A 15,629-nucleotide genomic window follows, 5' to 3' on the forward strand; every position below is an offset into this window, starting at 1 on the left:
TTGACCGCGATGTATAAGTGGCATTTTTCAGGCATAGTAATGTCTCACTCAAAACGGAATCGACAGCAGTAGTATGGGCATAGGCAATCTGGTTAAAAACATAAGCCAAAATCAATGGTTCTTATTTGCTTTGTTGAGCGCCGCCGTATTTATGAGCGCCTGCCAGCCGGCATCAAACCCCAATGAAATCACGGCTAGCCCAAATACCAGTGTCGCAGTAAAAACCGCTACAGAAGCAACAACACTTCGAGCGCCACTTTCGCAGAAAGTCTATATCTGGCAGCGCCAATGGCGCCCCTCCAATCAAACGGCATTAGTGCAAAGCCAAAGTGCATTCCAAGGATTACGTATTTTAGCCCTGCAGGCACACCCCAAACCCAATGGTGCCGATATTTGGTTTGAGGTCGCCGTTAACCACACTTGGCTACAGACCGATCCTAGACCCAAAATCGCTGTGGTTCGCTTAGATGGCCAACTTACTCGACTCAATGATGCTGAGATCATCAGTAAAATCAGCCAAGTACTTAACAGCTGGCAGGCTAAAGGCACTAAAATCGCTGGGGTGGAAATCGACCACGACAGTGCCAACAGTAAACTGCCAGCCTATCGGGATTTTCTTAAAAAGCTTAAAGCGCAGTTACCCACAGAACTCAAACTCAGCATTACTGCACTGCCCGCTTGGCTCAGTAGCGCCGATTTTCCCGTGTTACTCACCAGTATTGATGAACTCGTGCTACAAATTCACAGCGTAAGCGATCCACGCCTCGGACTATTCGATGCGACTCAAGGTTGGCAGTGGGTGCAGCAACTCTCAAATATCAGCACTGTGCCTTACCTTATTGCGCTCCCCGCCTATGGTTCGGCGGTCATCAGTACTGCTTCAGGTTATAAAGTTGAAAGTGAAACACCGCTGCGCGATCAACTCCAATCAGCCAATGTAGTACAGGAACTGATGGCCGATCCTCTAGTATTGCAAGCCTTTGTGCAAAAACTACACACTCAAAAAGATGCCAAACTGAGAGGCATTATCTGGTTTCGGCTGCCGCTGGAAGGGGATAAAAGAGTTTGGCCACTCAACACCTTAATCGCCGTTGCACAGCAAGGTGAACTTGCCGCCAAGATTGAATTAGTGATCTCAAGCGATAACAAGGCCACAACCCAAACGACATTAGCCGCTGAAAATAAGCCAAAAAATCTGGAAATCCACAGGCCACAGCTATTTCAACTGAGCTTAATGAATCACGGTAATATTGCAGGTGAAATTCCTCCTATTTTGTCGCTAGCGGGACAAGCTTGCAGCGGGTATGATGCGCAAAATGGCTATAGCGTAATACAAAAAGATGGGCTGTTAACGTGGCAATGGCGAGCTGAGAATACAGCAGCGTTGACACCAACCAAAACAGTTTCACGCACTGCAATCATGCCTATGCCGCAATCAAACAGAGACATTCAAACACACATGCTCAACCCTGGCGGCCAAAAAGTGATAGGCTGGGCACGTTGTGAGTCATTATATTTACAGGGAATTTATGCGCCATAAGCCAAAACTATCATTTACCATGGCAACACCCAATCGGGCTTTTATGCTTAAAAAGACCACGCTCATTTGTTTAAGCTTATTTTCCCCTATGCTATTGGCCTGCGGCCCCGATTTTCCTTTGCAACTCACTCAGGATAGGCAGAGCAATCTCAGTTATTTACCGCAAACCTCCTTTAGTCAGCAGCTAACCGCCCTCGCAAAACCTTTGCCTTGGCAGTATCAAGATGCACCCGCTACACAGGAATATCTCTGGGATGAAGTGCATAGCCGTTATCTTTCACAAACTCGCGCCTTTGAAAACAGCGAGTTAAGTGACGCCCATTTGGCCTTAGTAAACACCCTGCGGGATGCAACTGGCCCCATTGAAGCCGAGCAAATGGCCGCTAAGTTAGACAAAGATCTACCACAAGCGCTAACTTGGTACACCTTAGGTGCCGTAGCGTTTGAAGCAAAAGATTATGAGAGGGCGAGTAACTATTTCAGCAAAATCATTAAATTACCACAAAGTGAACGCGCATCTCGTAGCCTGTGGGCACTCTATTCGCTGTCGCGTATTGAGCTTATCTTAAGCAAGACTTCGGCTGATCCTGAACATTTTAATCGTGCCAATACTTACCTGACACAATTACAAACCGAAGTCGCACAAGGCGCCGCCGATCCCCTGCGTTTGAGTTTAGCGAGCTTAGGTGAGCAAGCCTATATCCTGCTACACCAAGGCCAGCCGCTCCCGCAATTGACCAATCAAGGGGCTGGTGAAACTGAGTCAGAGCTGCAAATGACTCTCACCCCTGATGCACTAAATAAAGCTATTGAGCTCTATGCCACCCAATCGGTACAGGGCGATAGCGGCGGTTATGATTCCTTATTGATGTTAAGCCGCACTTTGATGGGTAAAGAGATTGCTGAACTTAAGCCGCTACTGCAACAGGCGAGCGTGCAGCAGTTATTGATTGCCTATTGGCAAAGCAGCACTAATGAATTCGCCTACAATGGCCAGCTTTCAGAAATGGGATTAAAGGTTGCTGAGCTCCTTAAAGTATTTCCAACCGATGGCTTACAGCTCAACCATGGCGATAAATTAGCGGCGATTTATTACCAGTTAGGGGATTATGCCAGTGCTGAGCGCCTATTAACGCTAGCGAAACCGAGCGGCCTCACTTGGTGGCTCAACGCAAAATTAATGCTACAAAAGGGCGATCAAGCAGAAGCGGCCAAGGCCTATGCTCAGGCAGCGCGTCACTTTCCAAAACAATCTAATGAAGCATTGGCCACAATTGATGCCAAAGAGACTCAGCAACAAGCCATTAATGCCGATGAAGATACAGCCACTTACTGCCGTATTCGTGCCGAGCAAGGGGTGTTGTCACTAGAGCGTGGCGAATATGTCGATGCGCTCAATCACTTACTCGCCAGCGGTGATGAGTACTGGCAAGACATCGCCTATGTGGCGGAGCGCGTACTCACCACGGCTGAACTTAAGTTATTTATCGACGAACATGTGCCATTTATCGCCTTTGAATACCCTAAAGACAGCGACTGGTACGATAATATTGAGCCAATTAACAACCGCTTGCGCTACTTGCTAGGTCGCAGGCTATTACGCGAAGGCGCGATAGCTGAAGCGCCAGTTTACTTCCCTAATCCTAAACTGAATGCCAGCGCCCTTGCCTACGGCACAGAGTTGAATGCCGCGAAAAAAACAAAAGGCATTGATAGCGCGAAAGCCTATTGGGCTGTTGCCGAACTTGCCCGCCACCAAGGCATGGAACTCTTAGGGTTTGAATTAGCCCCAGATTACGCTATATACCAAGGGGTATTCGATCTAAGCGATTGGAATGAACCGAGCAAATTGGCCGAAAAAGAACAGTTGCGGTTAAGCGCCAGCCAAGCCGTTCCCGATAAACGCTTTCATTATCGTTACACGGCGGCGGAACTGGCCAGCAAGGCATCGGATCATGTGCCCCACAACAGCCAAGCCTATGCCGCGCTACTCTGCCAAGCGACTGGATGGATATTGTATCGAGATCAAGAACTTGCCCTACGCTACTACAACAAATACGTCGCCAACGGCCCCTTTGTGCCTTGGGCCGAAAACTTTGGTATGCAGTGTGAAACGCCCGATTTTGACGGGGCAGAAAAACGAGCACAGGCCAATGAAATTGCAGAATGGAACGCCCTGTATCACAAGCTGAAAAAGCCCGTCGTATTTGGCGTATTAGCAATCACGGGCTTATTGGGTGTGTGGTGGATGCGTAGAAGATCTAAAAAACAACAAAATAACCTTTAAATATATAGAGATATGGCGCATAGCTGACCTTCACTATACGCCATTTTCATATCATGCAGTTTAGTTAAAGTAAGGTGTAACAGTAAGATTAATCTCCTTGATCTCGGTAAACACAATAGGTGCTGCGAATAAGACTTCAGAGAAAGGTGAAGAGGCATGTACTGCTGCTTTTACTTCTTCGTTTAGCTCAGCAAGCTGACTTGGTTGTATTACAGAGTAATTAACCACATTTGCTTGTTCATCAAGATGAAAATTAACCTTTACCATTTGGTCTTTAAAAGATTCATCAACGACTAAGTTTGATTGAATTTTATTCATCACTAATGCCGAACATTCTTTCACTGTGTCACAAGATTTAGGAACTCGACTCTTGCTAGCACACTCACAAAACACTAATCCAAAAACTATAATCAAAATTATCTTATACATAACATTCCTTGTTCTAATACATTCCTTAATTCACACAATTAATCACTTCACCCTGTAAATAACCGTGCACATTCGCAACGGCAATATTGAGTAGACTTTGTCTGGCTTCCTTAGTCGCCCACGCATTATGAGGACTAATGCTGATATTTGGTGCATGCAATAAGGGATTATCCGCGCTGGGCGGCTCGGTCGATAATACATCGACACCGGCAAATAAGCGGTTTTGCAAAAGCGCAGCAGCAAGCGCGGCCTCATCAATTAATCCACCGCGCGCCGTATTAATAAGCAGCGCATTAGGCTTCATCAAAGCAAGGGTTTGTTGATTGATAAATTGCTCAGTTTCAGGAGTGAGCGGGCAATGCAGCGAGATAATATCTGATTCGCTCAGCACAGTATCACGCGGTACCCAAGTGGAACCTTGGGGCAAGTCTTTGATAACAGAGCGGGTATTGACGAGCACTTTCATCCCGAATGCAAGGGCGAGCGTCCCAACCTGCTGGCCGATATCACCATAACCTATTAAACCTAAAGTCTTGCCTTTTAAGGATTGCAGCGGCATTAAGGTGAAACAAAAATCTTGGCAGTTCACCCACAGACCATCGACCACGGCTTGATGATGGGCAGCCACGGCTTGGGTGTGATGCAGTATATGGGCAAAAACCATCTGCGCTACGGCATCGGGCGCATAGGCGGGCACATTCGTTACCACTATACCGCGCGCTTTTGCAGCCGCTATATCGACAACGTTAGTACCCGTTGCCAATACGCCTATGTATTTCAGTGCCGGAAGTTGCGCCAGAGTCTTAGCATTAAGCGGCGTTTTATTGGTGAGAATGATTTCTGCACCTTGGGCACGCGCGACAATATCGGCGCCAGCGGTGCGGGGGAAACACGCAAACTCGCCTAATTCAGTCAAGGATTGCCAACTGAGATCGCCAGGATTTAAGGTTTCGCCATCGAGTACAACTATCTTCATGCCGCTAAATCTCCTTTTAAGACGATGTGTTAGCGCTAAAAACTGACTTTGAGCCCAAGGTTAGCCTGCGCCTGCCACATCACATCCGACGTAATGTGCCATAGGCATTCATCTTCATTGCAAAACAACGAACTGTCGCTGTTGATAAACGTCGCGTAACCGCGGATATCCGCAAACAGACCAAAGTGTGGAGTCACTTGATACTCTACCCCGCCGCCAATCCCCATAGAGAAACGCGTTTCACTCGACCAAGCGTCGGGCAACATGCGGGTTATCCCCGCACTTGCGGTGACATAGGGTCGAATATCGCCACGGGGGAAATATAAAGTGCCGCCTAAGTGGATGTAATCTAGGTCTAAAGAGGTAAGACGATCGGGCGTAAACAAACCGCCACTTTTGAGTTCAGAGGCTTGGTGACTGTATAAAAGATAAATATTACCGGGATCATTCGTGGCAATGCCCAGCATCAGGCCGTAATGGCTTGATTCCTCGACCTTCACATTTTTCTTGTCGCCCGTTTGATCTGCGTTGACGTCAACTTGATTAACATCAAATTGACCGCCACCCAGACTATAACCGCCAAAAGGTGCGACAAACACCTCAGCCTGCGCGGACATAGTCACAGGGAGCAAACTAGCCAACAGCAACAGGCAATGCGTGTGTTTCATAATGAATTCCTTATCTTTTATAAAATCCAAAGCAATCAAGACTAACGCATACCACGCTCAGACTTGACTCTGTCATAGGCCGCTTGAATATCCTGAGCCTTACGATTTGCCAGCTCCATCATTTCCGGTGGCAAGCCCTTAGCGACTAACTTATCGGGATGGTGTTCGTTCATCAACTTACGGTAAGCTCGCTTAACCTCTTGGTCGCTGGCCTCGTTAGTAATCCCCAACAAACTGTAGGCATCGGTAATCGATGTTTTGTTACCACTTGAGGTCTGATGAAAGCGAAACTCCGCTTGCCAGCGCTTCAGTAATTCATCTAACTGCGCTCGACCATAACCTAACTCTTGGGCAATCGTCATCAAGATAGCGTGTTCAGCGGGATCCAGTTCACCATCGGACAATGCCGTTTGGATCTGAATTTCGATGAACATCTGCACTAACTCTTTGCGTCCCATGGTAATAACGCGGAAAGCTTGTAGGCTGCTGCGTAGATCAAAATCCGCCGATTTCCCCTCGCGAAACGCCTGCTGTGCTTCTTTACGGGCTTCACCGGTTAAGCGCATTTGATCCATCAACAGGGTCGCGATGCGAATATCGGTTTCAGTCACCTGTCCCGACGCTTTCGCCACATGCCCCATCACCGCAAAGGTGGTATTGAAGAAGATCGCTTGGCGATTCTTAGCCTGCCCTAGAACCTCGCGAAACCCCACGCCAGAAGCCGCGCGCTTATCGTAGAGGTGTCCGAGCCACAAGCCGAGCAAAGCACCAAAGATGCGGCCGAACATAAAGCCAATGATAAACCCAAAAAACTTACCCCAAAAGCGCATCTTATATCCTGATTTCTATAATGTATTTGATGTGCCAGCACTATCCTATGGATAAGCCAGCACAGATATTTAGGTATTGCTTTGTAATCTCAGTTCGAGCCCTTGCAGGCGTGCAATCGTGCCAACATCGCACCAAAGCCCGTGAAACAGCGCGCCGCTGACTCGGCCTTGGGCCATTTGCTTTCTAAGCAGCGGACCGAGTGCAAACGCGCCCTGCGGCGTGTTATTAAACAGCGAAGGCCGATAAATGCCCATGCCCGAGAAAGTGTACTTATTCTCACCAAGCTCCTGCACTCTATTGCCACTCAAGGCGAAATCCCCCTGCGGATGCTGCTCAGGATTAGGCACTAGCCAGAGATGGGCGAGCGTATCGGCAGCAAGCTGCGTTATTGGCGGTAAGGCATCGATAAACACATCGCCATTAATGACCAAAAAGGGTTCATCGCTTTCCCCCTCACACAATAAAGGCAAAGCCCGTTTAATGCCGCCGCCGGTTTCAAGCGCACTCTCTTCGGCGCTATAGCGAATTCGCACCCCAAAAGCGCTGCCATCGCCCAGCGCCTCGACTAATTTATGCCCTAGCCAAGCATGGTTGATGACGATATCGACTATGCCTAACGCGGCGAGTTTTTCAATATGGTAAACAATCAACGGTTTACCTAATACTGGCACCATAGGTTTAGGCATATTATCCGTTAACGGCCGTAACCTCTCACCTCGTCCGGCGGCCAAGATCATGGCTTTCATTGCTTAACCTCAGATAAAGACTGGCTAGCTGCAAACGCAGGCAACACGCGACGAGTCAACCAGTGTGCAAATGACACGAGTTCGGGATACTGCATGGCAATGTCGACAATATACGTTAATGTCAGTGGAATATCCGCCATATACGCAGGTTTACTGTCACGATAATTTAACCGTGCAAAAATCCCCACCGCCTTGATGTGACGTTGTAAGCCCATGAGATCAAACCAAGTTTGATATTGCTCAAGAGTGGTCAGTGCGGGAATGAAGCCTAGCGCGAGTGCTTGCTGATAATGGTATTGCATCAAGTCTGCGACTAACGGCTGCGGCCAGCGAATATAACAATCACGCAATAGCGATACCGCGTCGTAGGTCACAGGGCCGACGACGGCATCCTGAAAATCAATTATGCACAATTCGCCTGCTTGCAGCATAAGATTGCGGCTATGGAAATCCCTATGCATCCCCACGCTAGGTTGAGATAGCGCATTGTCGACAAGCAGATCGAAGCTATCGCTTAGCATTTGCAGCTCTGACTCGTCCAAAGACAAATTAAGATGAGTGCCGAGTAGCCACTCAGTAAAGATGTGCAATTCACGGCGAACAAAGGCTTCATCGTAGTTAGGTAATGCCTGAACTAAACCGCTATCAAGATTCTTGCACTCAATCACAGCGGCCACTTGCGGTAATAAATCGAGCGCCTGACGGTAAAACCCTTCCACATTTTGTACCGTCAATACAGATAAGAGTTGGGTATCGCCCAAATCACTCATCAACATAAAACCCAAATCGGCATCGGCGTGGATTACTTTTGGAACTGTCAGTCCCACGGCTGAATAAGCATTCGACAGTGCAATAAAGGGGGCGATAGGCACTAACTGAGGCGGTGAATCAGCGGCGATAAAGGTAGCATCAGGCATCGAAATCCGAAAGTAACGCCTAAAACTTGCGTCTCCGGAAATCAACACAGGCATCACCTCACAGGAAAAATAAGCATTCAGCCACTGATTAAGGGAAAGAAATCTCGGATCGGATAAAGTCATTTCATGGCTCTTAAAGAAAAATTGCTTTATTATAGCTGGCATAGAATTTGGAAACAGCTAAGAAATTGAGAGATTTATTAAGCGATGTTGCGTTTGTCAATTGCAACTTTCCCCATCCATACTTGTCCAGAATAAGAAATCATAATTACTGACCTAAAGATGCAGATCCGATACCTTCTGGCCCTGAGCCTGTTACCGCAATTAGTCCTGGCAGACGACTCTCTAACCGCTTCGGCATCCCAATGCTTAATCGAACCGCCAGTACCCCGTATCGTATCTCAAACCCAAGGGATGAGTGCGGCTGAACTCAACAAAATTCGTATTGCGTCTGATAACACCAATGCCGAAATGGGGAAGCAGGCGATTTTCCGTGGCGATGTGGTTTTTAGCCAAGGCGATAGGCACATAGCAGCCGATGAGGCGATTTTAGATCAAGCTACTGAACAGTTTGATGCCAATGGTAATTTAGTCTTTCAAGACAGTAACTTCACCGTTACAGCCGAATCCTTACAAGCTCAAATGCGGACAAACCGTGCCACCCTTAAAGGCGCACAATATTGGATCCATGGCCAACAAGTTCACGGTGATGCCGAAAAACTGCAAATTACTATCAATAACAATTTAATTTTAACGAATACCAACTTCACTACTTGCCCTCCTGACAATGTGTCTTGGCTACTCGAGGCCGAAAAGATCAAGATCAACAGTGAAGAAGAATGGGGCGAAATTTGGAATGCCAAACTAAGAATTGGCGGTGTACCTGTATTCTATATTCCCTACATGACAGTTCCCGTTTCAGAAAAACGTAAATCTGGCTTTCTCTACCCTAGTTTTAGCACTAGCACTACTGATGGTGTCGAAATTTCTGCACCCTATTATTGGAATATTGCCCCAGAGTACGATTTAACATTTACGCCTAGCTATATGTCAAACCGTGGTTTATTCACTAAAACAGAATTTGGTTATCTGGCGGGTGAAGCCCAAAATGGCCGAGTCAATTTAGAATATCTAGGCAATGACAAATTGATCGATGGTAGCCCGAATCGCTACTTATATAACTGGCAGCATCAAGGGGCGATCGACAAAAATTGGCGCGTATTAGCGAATTTTACCGATGTATCAGATAACAATTATTTCAATGACTTAAAGTCAGATGTTAACCGTGCAACCGATAACCAGTTATCACGCATAGGTGAAATCAGCTACTTCGAAAGTAACTGGGATCTAAGCACCCGAGTACAAGATATTAAAGTACTGGGTGAGGATGAAAAACCATATCAAGTCATGCCTCAGGTTAACTTTAACTATCGCGCTGCTGATTTTTGGAACAATTTAGATTTTGGTTTTAATTCAGAGCTAACGAATTTTGCCCATCAGGACAACAATGTTAATACGGCGACTCGTTTGCACATGTCACCGAGCATAACTCTGCCAATACATGGACCTTCAGGCTCGCTCACCAGCCAAGTTAAGCTGATGCAGACCAATTATTGGCAGCAAAATAACAATCCAAGTGAAGAACTAGACGACACAGTGAATCGCACCATCCCGCAGGTACGAATTAATGGTCAAATCAACTTCGAACGTTTTACTGAGCTTTTCGATCAAAACTACCGCCAAACGCTCGAGCCACAATTTCAATATCTTTATGTCGGCTACGAAGATCAACGCAACATAGGCATTTATGATACGGCTCAATTACAGGACGACTACTTTGGTCTATTCCGTGATCGTCGCTTCTCGGGTCTGGATCGGATTTCCGATGCAAATCAAGTCACTCTAGGTGTTACTACACGCCTGTTTGATAGTCACAACCAAGAAGCCACTAAATTCAGCCTAGGACAAATTTTTTACCTGCAAGACAGTAAAGTCGGTTACGAAGACAGTATTTTTGAGTCTAATCAATCAACTTCAGTACTTGCTGCAGAGTTAGATACCCGCTTGTCCCATGATTGGTATATGGGGGCTGCGATTCAGTACGATACCAACACCAGTGACAATAAAAAATCCGAAGTCACCTTAGATTTCAGACCTGAAGCGAATAAATTGCTGCAATTTAGCTATCGCTATGTCCCAGATTTATTGAACTCAAATACCAATGATACAGTGAACATCTCCCAAGCGGGCGTTCGTGGCGCTTGGCCAATCAGTGACGACCTCTACTTTGTTGGTAATTGGTATTATGACCTTAACGAAAGCCGCAGTATTGAAACTTACACAGGTATCCAGTACGAATCATGCTGTTACGCAGTAAGACTTAGTTATCATTACCGCATTAAAACCAACTATGACGACAACATAGGTTCTGCCACAATTGATCCTCGTGAGCAGTTTGATAGTGGTGTCTACCTGAACTTAATCATTAAGGGACTCGGTGGTTCTGGCCCATTAGGCGTATCCGATATGCTCAATGACGGCCTGTTTAACTACAGAAAACCGCTTTATCTGAGGAATTAGCAAAGAATTGTGATAGATTGCTGAACCTCAACAAGGACTCAGAGTCCAAACAGATTAATGAGTGCTTTACCGTTCACCTTTTGCTAAAGCGAATAAAAACGGTTCTTAAGGTCTAACCTTGCACTCAAATGCGTCGCCAAAAAATTACATTAGGGCAACTCACTGTAATTTCGATATAAATGGTAAAGTTATTTCAATTAAGCCGTCGAACCTGACCTTAGAACGTGCCAAGGATTTTGTGGATGAAACCCAGTAAACATCTGATTTTTGCTTTATTTGCACTCGCGATCAGCCAACCTACATTGGCCGCACCCCAGCCGCTAGACCGCGTTGCAGTCCAAATTAACGACGGCATAGTGCTCGAAAGTGAAATCACTAACATGATTGACACTGTTAAAGCGAATGCCAAAGCAGCAAACCAATCGTTACCTTCTGACAGTGCCCTGCGCACTCAGGTGATTGAGCGTTTAATCTTAACTCGCCTACAATTGCAAATGGCCAGTCGTATAGGGCTGAATATTGGTGACTTACAACTAGACCAAGCGATTGAAAACATCGCGCGCGAACAAAAAATGTCTGTCGCGCAGATGCAACAAAAAATTGAAAGCGAAGGGTTAAGTTTCAGCCAATACCGCGAACAATTGCGCGAAGAAATCACTCTAGGTGAAATTCAACGTATTCAAGTACAACGCCGTATTCAAGTATCACCACAGGAAATTACTAGCCTAGTCAAACTCATCCAAGAACAAGGGATGAAAGATGTGGAATACCAAATTGGCCATATCCTGATTGACGTGCCTAATAACCCCACCAGTGAGCAACTCGAAGCATCAAGCAAACGCGCCAATATCGTATTAGAACGTTTGAAGAGTGGTGAGGATTTCCGTCGTACTGCTATCGCTTCTTCTTCAGGTCCTAAAGCACTCGAAGGTGGTATTTGGGATTATATGAACATCAACGAAATGCCAACTCTGTTCGCCGAAGTGATCAACGGTGCGAAAATGGGTGACATTATCGGCCCGATTAAGAGTGGTGCAGGTTTCCATATTATTAAGATCATGGATGCTCGCGGCCTACAAACCAAAGAAATCGAAGAAGTTAGAGCGCGCCACATTTTGCTCAAGCCATCGCCGATCCTGTCAGAAGACCGCGCTAAAGCCATGCTTGAGCAATTCCTGAAACAAATCCGCTCAGGTGAAGCTAAGTTTGAAGACCTAGCGCGTCAGTACTCAGAAGACCCTGGTTCGGCCACAAAAGGTGGTGAATTAGGTTGGGCAGAACCAAGCATTTACGTACCTGAGTTTGCTCAAACGCTCAATAGTTTGAAAAACGACCAAATTAGTGAGCCATTCCGTACGACTCACGGTTGGCATATCACTCAATTAGGAGAACGCAGAAAAACCGACGCCACGGATCAGTTCAATAGCAACCGTGCGCACCAGTTGATCTTCCGTCGCAAATTTAACGAAGAACTGCAAAACTGGCTAGACGAAATGCGTTCAGACGCATACATTGAAATCTTCCAGCCAGAGACCAATCGAGGTTAATTCTAATTGAGCACTAAACGTATTGCCGTTACCCCAGGCGAACCCGCAGGTATTGGCCCCGATTTAGTCGTACAACTCGCTCAGCAGGCTTGGCCTGCTGAGTTAGTCGTTTGTGCGGATCCAGAATTACTTGCGAGCCGTGCGAAACGACTCGGTTTGCAAGTGACTTTCCGCCCTTACCAGCCAAATCAAGCTCCTAAACCGCAAGAAGCGGGCACATTAACCATAGCGCCCTTTAAGTTAGTGAGCGAATCGATTTGTGGTCAGCTCGATGAGCAAAACAGCACTTATGTAGTTGAAACCTTGCGTTATGCGGGCGAAAAAAACATGAGCGGCGAGTTTGATGCTGTCGTGACAGGCCCAGTGCATAAAGGCATTATCAATCAAGCAGGTATTTCCTTTAGTGGCCATACTGAGTTTTTTGCCCATCAAGCAAATTGCCCCGATGTAGTGATGATGCTGGCAACGCCGGGTTTGCAAGTGGCACTCGTGACCACCCATATTCCTCTGGCCTATGTTGCAAAAGCCATAACACGCCAACGCTTACAGCATATTATCAAGATTCTACATGCCGATCTCATCAGCAAATTTGGCATAGTTTCACCGAAAATTTATGTCTGTGGTCTCAATCCACACGCAGGTGAAGACGGCCATTTAGGGCGTGAAGAAATCGACGTGATTATTCCTGCACTCAACGAGTTGAGAGAAGAGTTCCAGATGAATATTGTCGGCCCATTACCGGCCGATACTCTGTTCCAACCTAAATATTTACAGGACGCCGATGTCGTCTTGGCCATGTACCATGACCAAGGACTTCCCGTTCTCAAGTCACAAGGATTTGGCAAATCGGTAAACATCACCTTAGGTTTACCTTATATTCGTACCTCGGTTGACCACGGTACGGCGCTCGATCTCGCGGGTACAGGCAAGGCCGATATTGGCAGTTTTGTCTGTGCTCTGAATAAAGCCATTGAGTTATCCTCAAAGAACTAAACGATTACATTATTAATGAGCAACAAAGTACATTTAGGCCACACGGCCAGAAAGCGTTTCGGACAAAACTTCCTTACCGACGGCAATGTGATTGACCGCATTGTGGGTGCAATTGCACCCGATAATCACCATGTGATGGTCGAAATCGGCCCTGGCCTTGGTGCCTTAACTGAACCTGTAGCCGATGCTGTGGATAATCTGACTGTCGTCGAACTCGACCGCGATCTGGTTGAACGCTTACATCAACACCCAGTCCTTAAAAATAAACTGACTATTCACCAAGGTGATGCACTGCAGTTTGATTTTGGCCAACTGAGTGTGCCTGGCAAAAAAATGAAAGTATTCGGTAACTTACCTTACAATATTTCAACGCCACTGATGTTCCACCTGTTCGAATTTGCCGAACAGATTGAAACCATGCACTTTATGCTACAAAAAGAAGTAGTCCTGCGTCTATCGGCAAGCCCTGGCTGTAAAGCCTATGGCCGTTTAACGGTCATGGCACAATACTTCTGCCAAGTGGTTCCGGTTCTCGAAGTACCGCCCCACAGCTTTACCCCTGCGCCTAAAGTGGACTCAGCAGTCGTACGCTTATTGCCATACGCCGTAAAGCCGTTCCCTTGTAAAGATGTGACCGTACTGCGCCACCTTTGTACTACCGCATTCAACATGCGTCGTAAGACTCTGCGTAATAACTTAAAGCACATGTTATCTGACGATGAGTTCGAGCAGTTAGGGATTGACTCAAGTCAACGCCCAGAACAGATTAGCGTGCAGCAGTATGTTGCTATGGCTAACATGGTTTGCGATAAGAAAGCATAAATATGTCTGGGCACTTAGGTGCCCTTATACCAGAGCCTAGGAACAAGAATGAGCGCATTGGACACCTCCATTCGGGTCGAAGTCAAAACTGAGTATATAGAGCAGCAGTCCTCGCCCGAGGATGAAAAGTACCTCTTCAGTTACACCATCACTATCATCAATTTAGGTGAGCAAGCGGCTAAACTTGAAACTCGTCACTGGATAATCACTGATGCCAATGGCAACACCAGTGAAGTCCAAGGTGCCGGTGTTGTCGGTGAAACGCCAACCATTGCGCCGAATACTGCCTATCAATACACCAGTGGTACTGTGCTCGATACGCCACTTGGCATAATGCACGGCACTTATGGTATGGTCAGCGAATCGGGTGAGCGTTTTCAGGCGACAATCCGTCCCTTCCGTTTAGCGACCCCAGGCTTACTACATTAATATCGTTAGGAAAGGGGTACTGTGGCGCATTATTTTGTTGGTGATATTCAAGGCTGTTTCGCTGAGTTACAAAAATTACTAGCTAAGGTCGATTTTAATCCTTCCCGCGATGAACTCTGGGCTGTAGGTGATCTTGTTGCACGCGGACCTGACTCCTTAGCTACCCTACGTTTTTTTCGCTCCTTAGGTGATTCCGCTAAAACGGTTTTAGGTAACCACGATCTCCATCTAATGGCATTACACGGTAAGCTCAAGCGCGCTAAACCCAGCGATAATCTCACTGAAATTCTAGAATCCCCCGATATCTCAGCCTCAATTGACTGGCTGAGACAACAACCTCTTATGCGTGAATTACCTGAACACCAACTCATTATGAGTCATGCGGGTGTACCACCTCAGTGGTCGCTGGAGGTATTAAGAGAAGAATCCGCACTCGTCAGTCGCGCGCTCAAGCACGATGATTATCTTGAGACATTAATAAGCCAAATGTATTCAGATACCGCCGAGCAATGGGATCCAAGTGCAATAGGCATAGAGCGCTTACGTTATTGCATCAATGCATTAACACGCATGCGCTATCTTTATGTCGATGGCCGACTTGATTTTGATTGCAAACAACCTCCTGAAAACTGTACTAATCCACAACTCAAACCTTGGTTTGAGTTTGCTTCGCCACTGCGTCAGAGTCATACCTTAGTATTTGGCCATTGGGCTGCGCTGATGGGCAAAGTCAACGATACTAAATTAAAGGCTTTAGATACAGGCTGTTGCTGGGGTGAACACTTAACCTTATGGCATCTTGAAAAAGACCAAAAAATTACGCAAAAAAAGTTAAAAAAGAGTTAAACTAAAACAGCTTAAAGT

At 46.5% G+C, this 15,629-nt stretch carries 14 protein-coding genes; 8 read left to right on the plus strand and 6 right to left on the minus strand.

The genetic code is table 11. From position 1 onward, the window contains the following. Positions 1–73 precede the first annotated feature (73 nt). Both L5M29_RS12340 and L5M29_RS12345 read left to right on the plus strand, forming a co-directional pair. On the plus strand, positions 74–1,540 hold the full coding sequence (locus L5M29_RS12340) for a DUF3142 domain-containing protein (protein ID WP_263168041.1): 1,467 nt from the start codon (positions 74–76) through the stop codon (positions 1,538–1,540). Continuing rightward, positions 1,530–3,827 carry a hypothetical protein gene (locus L5M29_RS12345; RefSeq protein ID WP_263168043.1) on the plus strand — a complete coding sequence of 766 codons (2,298 nt, stop codon included), beginning with the start codon at positions 1,530–1,532 and terminating at the stop codon, positions 3,825–3,827. The genes L5M29_RS12340 and L5M29_RS12345 overlap by 11 nt, the downstream gene beginning before the upstream one ends. A gap of 60 nt (positions 3,828–3,887) precedes the next feature. On the opposite strand, the gene L5M29_RS12350 is transcribed toward L5M29_RS12345, so the two are convergent. The 6 genes from L5M29_RS12350 to L5M29_RS12375 all read right to left on the minus strand — a co-directional run bounded on the left by L5M29_RS12350 (position 3,888) and on the right by L5M29_RS12375 (position 8,517). Then, a complete protein-coding gene (locus tag L5M29_RS12350) occupies positions 3,888–4,256 on the minus strand; it encodes a cell envelope integrity protein TolA (protein ID WP_263168045.1) in 369 nt (122 codons plus the stop codon). Positions 4,257–4,281: 25 nt separating this feature from the next. Then, positions 4,282–5,232, minus strand: coding sequence for a D-2-hydroxyacid dehydrogenase (locus L5M29_RS12355; protein ID WP_263168046.1), 951 nt, complete (start codon positions 5,230–5,232; stop codon positions 4,282–4,284). A gap of 35 nt (positions 5,233–5,267) precedes the next feature. After that, positions 5,268–5,900: a porin family protein gene (locus L5M29_RS12360; protein WP_006085815.1), complete on the minus strand. Its 633-nt coding sequence runs from the start codon at positions 5,898–5,900 to the stop codon at positions 5,268–5,270. A gap of 41 nt (positions 5,901–5,941) precedes the next feature. Next, a complete protein-coding gene (gene djlA, locus L5M29_RS12365) occupies positions 5,942–6,730 on the minus strand; it encodes a co-chaperone DjlA (RefSeq protein WP_006080548.1) in 789 nt (262 codons plus the stop codon). Positions 6,731–6,799: 69 nt separating this feature from the next. Next, positions 6,800–7,477: an N-acetylmuramate alpha-1-phosphate uridylyltransferase MurU gene (gene murU, locus L5M29_RS12370; RefSeq protein ID WP_115335325.1), complete on the minus strand. Its 678-nt coding sequence runs from the start codon at positions 7,475–7,477 to the stop codon at positions 6,800–6,802. Beyond that, complete coding sequence (locus tag L5M29_RS12375; RefSeq protein ID WP_263168050.1) at positions 7,474–8,517, minus strand: aminoglycoside phosphotransferase family protein; 1,044 nt, start codon at positions 8,515–8,517, stop codon at positions 7,474–7,476. The genes murU and L5M29_RS12375 overlap by 4 nt, the downstream gene beginning before the upstream one ends. 159 nt (positions 8,518–8,676) lie before the next feature. On the opposite strand from L5M29_RS12375, the gene lptD reads away from it, so the two are divergent. The 6 genes from lptD to L5M29_RS12405 all read left to right on the plus strand — a co-directional run bounded on the left by lptD (position 8,677) and on the right by L5M29_RS12405 (position 15,611). Continuing rightward, positions 8,677–10,974, plus strand: a complete 2,298-nt coding sequence (gene lptD / locus L5M29_RS12380; protein ID WP_131523851.1) for an LPS assembly protein LptD — start codon at positions 8,677–8,679, stop codon at positions 10,972–10,974. Positions 10,975–11,216: 242 nt separating this feature from the next. Beyond that, positions 11,217–12,521, plus strand: a complete 1,305-nt coding sequence (surA, locus tag L5M29_RS12385; protein ID WP_263168052.1) for a peptidylprolyl isomerase SurA — start codon at positions 11,217–11,219, stop codon at positions 12,519–12,521. Between the two features lie 6 nt (positions 12,522–12,527). Then, complete coding sequence (gene pdxA / locus L5M29_RS12390) at positions 12,528–13,514, plus strand: 4-hydroxythreonine-4-phosphate dehydrogenase PdxA (RefSeq protein WP_105249994.1); 987 nt, start codon at positions 12,528–12,530, stop codon at positions 13,512–13,514. A 15-nt stretch (positions 13,515–13,529) separates the two neighbouring features. Continuing rightward, the gene (gene rsmA / locus L5M29_RS12395) at positions 13,530–14,336 is read left to right on the plus strand and encodes a 16S rRNA (adenine(1518)-N(6)/adenine(1519)-N(6))-dimethyltransferase RsmA (protein WP_028761527.1); all 807 of its coding nucleotides are present in this window, start codon (positions 13,530–13,532) and stop codon (positions 14,334–14,336) included. A gap of 48 nt (positions 14,337–14,384) precedes the next feature. After that, positions 14,385–14,765, plus strand: a complete 381-nt coding sequence (gene apaG, locus L5M29_RS12400; protein ID WP_028761528.1) for a Co2+/Mg2+ efflux protein ApaG — start codon at positions 14,385–14,387, stop codon at positions 14,763–14,765. Positions 14,766–14,786: 21 nt separating this feature from the next. Further along, entirely contained in the window at positions 14,787–15,611 is an 825-nt protein-coding gene (locus L5M29_RS12405; RefSeq protein ID WP_263168054.1) for a symmetrical bis(5'-nucleosyl)-tetraphosphatase, read from the plus strand. The last annotated feature ends 18 nt before the right edge of the window (positions 15,612–15,629 follow it).

The sequence above is a fragment of the Shewanella sp. SM95 genome (genome assembly GCF_025653595.1).
GTDB lineage: Bacteria > Pseudomonadota > Gammaproteobacteria > Enterobacterales > Shewanellaceae > Shewanella > Shewanella oncorhynchi.

Excerpts from the sequence above, each read along its gene's own strand:
- murU (WP_115335325.1), bottom strand. The coding sequence starts at position 7,477 with ATGAAAGCCATGATCTTGGCCGCCGGACGAGGTGAGAGGTTACGGCCG.
- djlA (WP_006080548.1), bottom strand. The coding sequence starts at position 6,730 with ATGCGCTTTTGGGGTAAGTTTTTTGGGTTTATCATTGGCTTTATGTTC.
- rsmA (WP_028761527.1), top strand. The coding sequence starts at position 13,530 with ATGAGCAACAAAGTACATTTAGGCCACACGGCCAGAAAGCGTTTCGGA.
- L5M29_RS12345 (WP_263168043.1), top strand. The coding sequence starts at position 1,530 with ATGCGCCATAAGCCAAAACTATCATTTACCATGGCAACACCCAATCGG.
- lptD (WP_131523851.1), top strand. The coding sequence starts at position 8,677 with ATGCAGATCCGATACCTTCTGGCCCTGAGCCTGTTACCGCAATTAGTC.
- apaG (WP_028761528.1), top strand. The coding sequence starts at position 14,385 with ATGAGCGCATTGGACACCTCCATTCGGGTCGAAGTCAAAACTGAGTAT.
- L5M29_RS12375 (WP_263168050.1), bottom strand. The coding sequence starts at position 8,517 with ATGACTTTATCCGATCCGAGATTTCTTTCCCTTAATCAGTGGCTGAAT.
- L5M29_RS12340 (WP_263168041.1), top strand. The coding sequence starts at position 74 with ATGGGCATAGGCAATCTGGTTAAAAACATAAGCCAAAATCAATGGTTC.
- L5M29_RS12355 (WP_263168046.1), bottom strand. The coding sequence starts at position 5,232 with ATGAAGATAGTTGTACTCGATGGCGAAACCTTAAATCCTGGCGATCTC.
- L5M29_RS12360 (WP_006085815.1), bottom strand. The coding sequence starts at position 5,900 with ATGAAACACACGCATTGCCTGTTGCTGTTGGCTAGTTTGCTCCCTGTG.
- L5M29_RS12350 (WP_263168045.1), bottom strand. The coding sequence starts at position 4,256 with ATGTATAAGATAATTTTGATTATAGTTTTTGGATTAGTGTTTTGTGAG.
- surA (WP_263168052.1), top strand. The coding sequence starts at position 11,217 with ATGAAACCCAGTAAACATCTGATTTTTGCTTTATTTGCACTCGCGATC.